Annotated in this window: 7 protein-coding genes; 4 read left to right on the top strand and 3 right to left on the bottom strand. The window is 70.4% G+C overall.

Going from position 1 to position 6,411, the window contains the following annotated elements:
• Window positions 1–39: 39 nt before the first annotated feature.
• Window positions 40–513: a hypothetical protein gene (locus tag ACFWGZ_RS38540; RefSeq protein WP_382456535.1), complete on the bottom strand. Its 474-nt coding sequence runs from the start codon at window positions 511–513 to the stop codon at window positions 40–42.
• 189 nt (window positions 514–702) lie between these two features.
• Here ACFWGZ_RS38540 and ACFWGZ_RS38535 point away from each other — a divergent pair, with 189 nt between their 5' ends.
• Window positions 703–1,158, top strand: coding sequence for a hypothetical protein (locus tag ACFWGZ_RS38535; protein WP_382456534.1), 456 nt, complete (start codon window positions 703–705; stop codon window positions 1,156–1,158).
• A gap of 58 nt (window positions 1,159–1,216) precedes the next feature.
• Here ACFWGZ_RS38535 and ACFWGZ_RS38530 read toward each other — a convergent pair whose 3' ends face one another.
• Both ACFWGZ_RS38530 and ACFWGZ_RS38525 read right to left on the bottom strand, forming a co-directional pair.
• On the bottom strand, window positions 1,217–2,044 hold the full coding sequence (locus ACFWGZ_RS38530; RefSeq protein ID WP_382456533.1) for an NAD(P)H-binding protein: 828 nt from the start codon (window positions 2,042–2,044) through the stop codon (window positions 1,217–1,219).
• Window positions 2,045–2,240: 196 nt separating this feature from the next.
• Complete coding sequence (locus ACFWGZ_RS38525) at window positions 2,241–2,723, bottom strand: SRPBCC domain-containing protein (protein ID WP_382456532.1); 483 nt, start codon at window positions 2,721–2,723, stop codon at window positions 2,241–2,243.
• A 164-nt stretch (window positions 2,724–2,887) separates the two neighbouring features.
• Here ACFWGZ_RS38525 and ACFWGZ_RS38520 point away from each other — a divergent pair, with 164 nt between their 5' ends.
• The 3 genes from ACFWGZ_RS38520 to ACFWGZ_RS38510 all read left to right on the top strand — a co-directional run bounded on the left by ACFWGZ_RS38520 (window position 2,888) and on the right by ACFWGZ_RS38510 (window position 6,374).
• Window positions 2,888–3,313 carry a nuclear transport factor 2 family protein gene (locus ACFWGZ_RS38520; protein WP_382456531.1) on the top strand — a complete coding sequence of 142 codons (426 nt, stop codon included), beginning with the start codon at window positions 2,888–2,890 and terminating at the stop codon, window positions 3,311–3,313.
• Window positions 3,314–3,338: 25 nt separating this feature from the next.
• Window positions 3,339–4,418: an acyl-CoA dehydrogenase family protein gene (locus ACFWGZ_RS38515; protein WP_382456530.1), complete on the top strand. Its 1,080-nt coding sequence runs from the start codon at window positions 3,339–3,341 to the stop codon at window positions 4,416–4,418.
• Window positions 4,419–4,667: 249 nt separating this feature from the next.
• The gene (locus ACFWGZ_RS38510) at window positions 4,668–6,374 is read left to right on the top strand and encodes an MFS transporter (RefSeq protein ID WP_382456529.1); all 1,707 of its coding nucleotides are present in this window, start codon (window positions 4,668–4,670) and stop codon (window positions 6,372–6,374) included.
• Window positions 6,375–6,411: the final 37 nt, after the last annotated feature.

Here is a 6,411-nt window from a genome sequence, read left to right as displayed (position 1 = left end):
CGGCGGGAGATCCCGCCGAGCGCTTCCGCCTGTGCGGCCTCAGATGCGGAACGCGTCGCCCTCGACGGGGACGGGGCCCTGCCACGGGGTGCCGTCGTGCATGTCGATGTAGGTGTGCGCGCGGGTGGTGAACTTCTTCTTGTTCGGGCTGATCCTGCCGAGGTGGCTCGCGTTGATCGAGCCGACCGGATTGCCGTTCTCGTCGCGGTGCGCGTGGTGGGTGATCCAGAAGCTGAACTGGCCGTCCTTGGCCATCGTCCAGACCCCGCGTCCCTCGAGCTGGTCGGGGTTGCCCGGCTTGGTGACGCAGTGCAGCAGGTAGTCGGCGGTGAAGTCGCAGAACAGCGGCGCGTACAGCGGTGGCTCCTGGATGTGGATGGTCACCGTGAGGTCCCAGCGGCCGACGAGCGCGGTCGAGTAGTCGGGCTTCGCGGTGGCACCGGCGGCGGCGACGACGGGCAGGGCCAGCGCGCAGGCGGCCACGGCCGCCAGGACCTTCTTGCGGACGTTCATGGGGGTGTGCCTCCGGTCGGGTGGGCGGTGGATGCGCTGAGTTTTCTTCGTGCAGCTCAAACGCCCCTGTAGCACCGGTCGCGGCCGCACCGCCCCCGTGCGTTCGAGCGGCTCTTCAGCCGTTCTCCGGGTCGCTGCTCCACGGTTGCGCGCGTCCGTCGTAACGCACACCTGTTGGGAGCCAAACCGATGCAGACGCCCACACCGAGACGCAACACCTTCTTCGCACTAACAGCGGCCATCGCGGCCGTGGTGCTGCTGGCCCTGGCCGGCACGGCCACCGCGGCGAGCGCGACCGGCTGCACGCCGGTGGGCACGTGGACGGGGTCCGTGACGCGCTCCGACGGCGCCCACGCGACCCAGCTCGTGTTCAAGGCGGGCGGGAACGTCTTCATCACCAACGAGCAGAACACCACCACGAAGGGGTCCTGGTGGTTCACGGGCACGAACACGTTCCACTACCGCGTCCGCGGCGAGAAGGTCTACGACGAGAACGGCGCGTACTTCGCCTACGTCGACTTCGACCAGGACGGCGTCCAGAGTGGACCGAACAGCTTCACGAGCTCCGGCCCGTCGACGTTCTACCTCGTGGACGGCACGAACCTGGGCACCTCGACCATCACCTTCGCGATGACCCGCGCGTGAGGCCGCGGAGCCGGGGCGGGTCCGCCACCCCCGCCCCGGCTCCTCTCCGCGTGCGCCGTCAGGCGAGGAAGGCGCTGTGCTCCTCGACCCACTGGCGGAAGGTGCGGGCGGGCTTGCCGGTGACCCGCTCGGCCGTCGCGCTCGTGTCCGCGGTGACGCCGACCGCGGCCTCCCACTGCGCGAGCAGCGAGGCGAGCACCGGCGGCGGCACGAAGTTGCTCATCTGCGCCTCGCCCTCCTCACGGCTCAGGGTGTTGATCACGAGCGTGCGGCCGAGCACCTCGCCGACGATCTCGAGCTGCCGCCGGAACGTGAGCGACTCCGGACCGCTCAGCACGACGGTCTCGCCGTCGAGCGAGGACTCGGTCAGCGCGACGACCGCCACGTCGGCGATGTCGTCCTCGTGCACGGGCGCGATCTGCGCCTCGGGGAAGACCTGGTCGATCGTGTCGCCGGCCTTCAGCGAGTAGCTCCACCCGAAGGCGTTGCTCATGAAGGCGCCCGGCCGCAGGAGCGTGTAGGTGAGGCCGGAGGCGACGACCGCCTGCTCGGCGACCTCGTGGTGGTGCGCCAGCGGGTCGCCGGGCGTCCCGACCGTGCTGGACGACAGCAGGACGACCTTCTCGACGCCGGCCTTCTCGGCCTCGTCGAGGAACTTCACGATGCCGTCCGGCTCCGCGTAGAGCAGCACCTTGGAGACACCCGCGAGGGCCGCGACGAAGGTCTCCGGGTCGTTGAGGTCGAGGGCAACGGTCTCCACACCGGCGGGCACGTCGAGCTCCGCCGGGTTCCTGCCGGACGCGCGGAGGCTGTGACCCGCCGCGTAGAGCCCCTGGAGCACGCGACGGCCGACGTTGCCGCGCGCCCCGGTGACGAGGATGGTCATGTGGATCTCCCGGTCTGGGTGTTCGTCTGAATGGCTGATCACGCTCAGTGTCCAGGCGGTCACTAGAACGGCGCTGGACCGGGCTTCAGGCCACCACGCCCGACGTGCGCAAACACCCTCCGACGACGACGTGGCCGCCGCAACCCCCCCGGAGCGGGGTGTCGCGACGGCCACGTTTCGTGCAAGCCCAGGTCTCTCAGGCGGCCTTCGGGACGTGCTTGTCGACCACGGCGGCGTACTTCTCCAGCGTCTCGCCGGGAGAGGGACCGTCGAGCGCCTTGTGGATGCCCTCGGCGATCTCGCCGTGGCGGTGCAGGTCGGCGTGCGTCAGCGTGACCTTCGTCGTCGCCGGGCCCACGGCCTCGAAGTCGACCTTGATGAACGAGGCGTTCTCGTCCTCGAAGATCGGCTGCCAGTAGGGGCCGACCCGCCACGTCATGACGAGGCGCTTGGGCGGCTCCCACTCGGTGATGGTGCCCCAGGCGATCTCCTCGCCGTCGGCACCGCGCTCGAAGTACCGCCCGCCGACGAACGGCTCGATCGTGATGGCCTGCCGGTCCTTCACGAACACGTGCGACTCCGGCCACCACTCGATCGGCTTCGACGCGAAGATCTCGAACGCCTGCTCGATCGTCGCCTCGACCGTCACCGACTTGGCGACATCGGGAGTTGAGGCCATGGGGCCCTCCTCGCGAGTTTCAGGGATGGGTGATGTCGGAGGAGACCGTGCCCGGTTTGTCTCAACCCCACCTGGAACCGGGGTGGAACCAGGGCGGCTCGACCGGATGTCCAGCGCCCGCACCCATATTCGCGGCAGCGAAACCGGCAGACCGAGGAGTTGTCGTGTCCCCAGTCAATGTTGCGGTCCACATCGAGGTCCAGACGTTCTACGCCCAGCAGATGCGGCTGCTCGACGCGTTGGACGTGGAGGGCTACGCCCGGACGTTCACCGAGGACGGGGTCACCGACCACGCCCACCGCGGTGAGAAGGTCGAGGGCCGGGCGGCCCTGATCGCCGGCGCCAGCGCCGCGCTGCCCCGCTACAAGGGCGTCGCCGTGCGGCACTGGAACGACCACTACCTGATCGAAGAGGTCGGCGAGAACACGCTGAACGTCAGCTACGCCTCGCTCGTCACGCGCACGACCGAGGAGGGCCAGGTCAGCTTCGAACCGACGTTCTCCATCGAGGACGTGCTCGTGCGCGTCGACGGCAAGCTCTACACCAAGTCCCGCACGATCCACCGCGACCTGCCCGTCCAGGCCGCCTGACCGCGCTCGCCACGGAGGTGACGAAGTGACTGCTCAGAACGTCGGGCTGGCTGCCGCCGCGGAGAAGGTGAAGCTGATCGCCGCCGAACACGCGGCGCAGGCGGACGCCACCCGCAAGCTGGCTCCCGAAGTCGTGGAGGCACTGCGCGAAGCCGGGTTCGCGCGGCACTTCGTCGCAGCCGGACGCGGTGGTACGGAGGGCACGTTCGCCGAACTGACCGAGGCGGTCCTGCTCGTCGGGCAGGGCTGCGCCTCCGCGGCGTGGTGCGCCTCGCTGTCCGCGTTCTCGTCGAGGTTCGCGGCGCTGCTGCCGCAGCAGGGCCACGACGAGATCTGGGCGTCCGGCCCGGACACCTTCGTCGTGACCGGGCAGCCGCCGATGGGCAAGGGCGCCGAGGTCGACGGCGGGCACCGGCTCAGCGGCCGGTGGGTCTACGTCAGCGGCGTGGACTTCGCCGACTGGGCGCTGCTGTGCGGGGTGGTGGGCGACGAGGGACGGTTCTTCGCCGTGCCGCGCAAGGACTTCACCGTGCTCGAGACGTGGGACAGCGTCGGCATGAAGGCCACCAGCAGCCACTCCGTGGTGGTGGACGACGTCTTCGTGCCCGCGCACCTGTCGTTCTCCCGCGCGGACCTCGTCACCGGCACCAGCTGGTCGCCGGTGGAGAGCCACAACGTCCCGTTCCAGGCGGTCGGCGGCCTCACGTTCGCCGCTCCGGCCGTCGGCGCGGCGATGGGAGCGCTCGACGCGTGCGTCTCGGTGCTGTCGGGGAAGAAGCAGGCCGTGACGTCCGCGGTCGACCTGGTCCGCGCGTCCGGCCAGGTGGAGTCGGCGAGGCTGCTCGTGGAGCAGAACGCCAGGGTGCTCGACGACCGCGAGTTCACCCCGGCCGCGATGGCGCGCAACGAGCGCAACGTCGCCTACGCGGCCGAGGTCCTGGTCGACGCGGTCGGCGGCCTGGTGCGGGCCGCCGGCACCAGCGGACTCGCGGAAGGTGGTGCGCTGCAAAGGTTCTGGCGTGACGTCGTGAGCAGCTCCAGCCACGTCGCGCTGCGCTACGAGACCGCGTCCGTGCGCACCTACCCGGCATCGCTCCACGGCTGACCGCCGCGGCAGACCGGCCCCGGCGCCCGCATCCCGGCGCCGGGGCTCCTGGCGTGCCCGCCCCGGCTCCGCCACGGCCTGACCGCGCCTCAAGTGGGAGAGGCCACGCTGGTTGCTCGACCGGCAGTCGTCGCCATCGGACGCGAGGTGGGCAGCACCGTCGGGGTCGACCGGCAGCGGCGAGCAGCCGGACCCCGGCACCCACCGGCGTTCGTGCGCAGCGAGACATCAGTTATCTGAGGAGAAACAGTGACCTCCACCAATGCCAACCCCGACCTGGAGTCGCCACCGGCGACTGCCACTGCGCAGGCGACCCAGGTCGCCGGCGCGGCGGCCCCCGACAAGAGGCGGTGGGCCGCCTTCGTGATCATGACCGTTGCCGTCTTCATGGACATGCTGGACGGCAGCATCGTCAACGTCGCGCTCCCGTCGATCCAGCGCGACCTCGGCGCGTCGTTCGGCCAGCTGCAGTGGATCACCGCGGGCTACGTGTTCGCGTTCGCCGTCACCCTGATCACCGGTGGGCGGCTCGGCGACATCTACGGCCGCCGCCGCATGTTCCAGCTCGGCGTCATCGGCTTCGCCGTGTCGTCGCTGCTGTGCGGCATCGCGTTCGACCCCGGCATGCTCGTCGGCGCCCGCCTGCTGCAGGGCCTCTCGGCCGGTCTGATGGTGCCGCAGGTGCTGTCGATCATCCACGTGACCTTCCCCGACGAGGAGAAGGGCAAGGTCTTCGCCGTGCACGGCATGGTCGGCGGCGTCGCGGCCACGGTCGCACCGCTGATCGGTGGCGTGCTGGTCGCCGCGAACCTCTTCGGCTGGGACTGGCGGCCCATCTTCCTGATCAACGTGCCGATCGGCATCGTCGGCTGCATCCTGGGCTACAAGTTCATCCCGGAGTCGAAGGCCCCGCACGCGATGCGCCTCGACCTCGTCGGCGTCGTGCTCGCCACCGCGAGCCTCGTGCTGCTGCTGTTCCCGCTGACCTTCGGCCGCGAGCTGCACTGGCCCGTGTGGACGATCGTCTCGATGGTGCTGTCCGTCGGCGGTTTCGCCGCGTTCATCGCCTACGAGCGGGCGAAGCAGCGCCGCGACGGCGCCCCGCTGGTGCCGCTGAACCTGTTCAAGGCCCGCAGCTTCTCCTCGGCGCTCGGGCTGATGCTGGTCACGTTCTCCTTCACCGGCATGTTCATGCTGGCGCTGTACCTGTTCATGCAGGAGGGCCTCGGCTTCTCGCCGCTGCGCAACGGCGTGACGCTGCTGGCGTTCTGCATCGGCGCGTTCTTCACGGCGTCGGCGTCGGTCATCGTGCTGGTGCCGAAGTTCGGCCGTGCGGTGCTGCAGGGCGGCGCGGTCGTGCTCGCGCTGGGCATCGGCCTGTTCCTGCTCGTCAACAGCGGTGACCTGGGCAGCTGGGGCATGGTGCCGGCGCTGTTCATCATCGGCCTGGGCTTCGGCGCGCTCGCCACGCCGATCTCGCTGTTCGCGCTCGCCGACGTGCCGCACAAGGACGCGGGCGCGGCGTCGGGCCTGGTCAGCACCCAGCAGCAGCTCGGCTTCACGCTCGGCATCGCGATCGTGTCGCTCGCGTTCTTCGCGCCGCTCAGCTCGACCGCGTCCACCAGCGCGGACGAGCTCGCGCCGCAGCTGCGCCAGGAGCTCGTCGTGGCGGGCGTGCCGGCCGAGCGGGCCGACCAGATCGCCGGCTCGTTCAAGGCGTGCACCGTCGAGCGGCTGGGAGGTTCGGCGGAGCCGGGCACCTCGCAGAGCTGCGTCGCGGTGGCGCAGGACGCGCAGGCGAAGCCGGTCGTGGAGAAGTTCTCCGAGAAGGCGGCGGCCACCACGATGTCGGGCGCGTTCGACATCACCCTGTGGGTCGGTCTCGGCCTGGCCGTGCTGGCGCTGCTGCTCGCCGGGGCGCTGCCGAAGAAGCTGGCCGCTCCGCAGGGCGCCTGACGCCCTTCGCACCACTGAGAACGCCCCGGGTGGGTTC

This window comes from Lentzea sp. NPDC060358 (assembly GCF_042725365.1).
GTDB lineage: Bacteria > Actinomycetota > Actinomycetes > Mycobacteriales > Pseudonocardiaceae > Lentzea.
Note: the sequence above shows the minus strand (reverse complement) of the source record. Positions and strands in the feature narration are given on the sequence as shown.

Coding starts and splice junctions, on each gene's coding strand:
- ACFWGZ_RS38525 (WP_382456532.1), bottom strand. CDS start 2,723: ATGGCCTCAACTCCCGATGTCGCCAAGTCGGTGACGGTCGAGGCGACG.
- ACFWGZ_RS38540 (WP_382456535.1), bottom strand. CDS start 513: ATGAACGTCCGCAAGAAGGTCCTGGCGGCCGTGGCCGCCTGCGCGCTG.
- ACFWGZ_RS38535 (WP_382456534.1), top strand. CDS start 703: ATGCAGACGCCCACACCGAGACGCAACACCTTCTTCGCACTAACAGCG.
- ACFWGZ_RS38530 (WP_382456533.1), bottom strand. CDS start 2,044: ATGACCATCCTCGTCACCGGGGCGCGCGGCAACGTCGGCCGTCGCGTG.